A 1872-nucleotide genomic window follows, 5' to 3' on the forward strand; every position below is an offset into this window, starting at 1 on the left:
CGTCATGGCGTGACCATCGTCGGCTACACGGATCTCGCGTCGCGCCTGGCACGACAGTCGTCGACGCTGTATGCGACCAACCTGCTGCGCGTGGTCGAGGAGCTGTGCAAGGGCAAGGACGGCACGATCAACGTCGACTTCAGCGACGACGCGATCCGCGGCCTCACGGTCATCAAGGAAGGCAACGTTACGTGGCCGCCGCCGCCGATCCAGCAGCCGGCCGCCGCACCGAAGCCTGCAACACCGCCGGTCGCGGCCACCGCGTCCAAGGGCCACGGCCACGGCAGCGGCGCGCCGATGTCGGCGAAGTCGCTCGCCATCACGTTCGCCGTCGGCGCACTGGTGTTCCTGCTGGTCGGCCAGTTCGCGCCGGCCACGTTCCTGGCGCACTTCACGGTGTTCGTGCTGGCCTGCTTCGTCGGCTACATGGTGATCTGGAACGTCACGCCGTCGCTGCATACGCCGCTGATGAGCGTCACCAATGCGATCTCGTCGATCATCGCGATCGGCGCGCTGGTGCAGGTCGCGCCGCCGTTGGGCGACGCGGCGGCGGGGGGCCGTCCGTCCGGGCTGATCCTGGGCCTGGCGGTGGGTGCGCTGACGCTCACGGCCGTCAACATGTTCGGCGGCTTCGCGGTGACGCGACGCATGCTGGCGATGTTCCGCAAGTAAGGAGACGACAACAATGACTTCCAATCTGACTACCGTCTCCTATATCGGCGCGGCCATCCTCTTCATCCTCAGCCTCGGCGGGCTGGCCAATCCCGAGACCGCACGGCGCGGCAACCTGCTCGGCATGATCGGCATGCTGATCGCGGTGCTCGCCACGGTACTCGGCCCGCGCGTCTCGATTGAGGGCGTTCCGTACATCGTGGCGGCGCTGGTCGTCGGCGGAGCCGTCGGCCTCTATGCCGCGAAGAAGGTGCAGATGACGCAGATGCCCGAGCTGGTTGCGCTGATGCACAGCCTGGTCGGTCTGGCAGCGTGCCTGGTGGGCTTCGCGAGCTACATCGATACGTCGGTGCAGTTCACGGGCGCCGAGCACGCGATCCACGAAGTGGAAATTTATGTCGGCATCCTGATCGGTGCGGTGACCTTCGCGGGCTCGGTCATTGCGTTCGGCAAGCTCTCCGGCAAGATCGGCGGCAAGCCGCTGCTGCTGCCGGCCCGGCACTGGCTCAACCTGGCCGCGCTGGTGGTGGTGATCGTGTTCGGTCGTGCGTTCCTGCATGCGGAGACGGTCCAGGACGGCATGACGCCGCTCATCGTGATGACGGTGGTGTCGCTGCTGTTCGGCGTGCACATGGTGATGGCGATCGGCGGCGCGGACATGCCCGTCGTGGTGTCGATGCTCAACAGCTACTCGGGCTGGGCGGCGGCGGCCACCGGCTTCATGCTCGGCAACGACCTGCTGATCGTGATCGGCGCGCTGGTGGGCTCGTCGGGTGCGATCCTGTCGTACATCATGTGCCGCGCGATGAACCGCAACTTCATCAGCGTGATTGCCGGCGGCTTCGGTACGGGCAGCGGTGCGCCTGCAGCGTCGGGTGCGGGTGCGCAGCCGGCCGGCGAAGTGGTGGCGGTGAGCGCGCTGGAGACGGCTGAACTGCTGCGCGATGCGAAGAGCGTGATCATCGTGCCCGGGTACGGGATGGCCGTGGCGCAAGCCCAGCACACCGTGCATGAACTCACGAAGGCGCTGCGCGAGAAGGGCGTGGACGTGCGTTTCGCGATCCATCCGGTGGCCGGCCGCATGCCGGGGCACATGAACGTGCTGCTCGCCGAGGCGAAGGTGCCTTACGACATCGTGATGGAGATGGACGAGATCAACGCCGACTTCCCCGAAGCCGACGTGTCGATGGTGATCGGCGC

Annotated in this window: 2 protein-coding genes; both read left to right on the plus strand. The window is 66.9% G+C overall.

The annotated features are described in order from the left end of the window. Positions 1 to 672 (plus strand): proton-translocating transhydrogenase family protein (locus tag F3J15_RS37285; protein WP_205191157.1); only part of this gene is annotated, 672 nt, incomplete at its 5' end. Positions 673 to 685: 13 nt separating this feature from the next. Beyond that, the coding region (locus F3J15_RS37290) for an NAD(P)(+) transhydrogenase (Re/Si-specific) subunit beta (protein ID WP_166897802.1) at positions 686 to 1872 on the plus strand (1187 nt) is incomplete at its 3' end.

The sequence above is a fragment of the Burkholderia sp. Ap-955 genome, from assembly GCF_011753045.1.
In the GTDB taxonomy this organism is placed as follows: Bacteria; Pseudomonadota; Gammaproteobacteria; order Burkholderiales; family Burkholderiaceae; genus Burkholderia; species Burkholderia lata_D.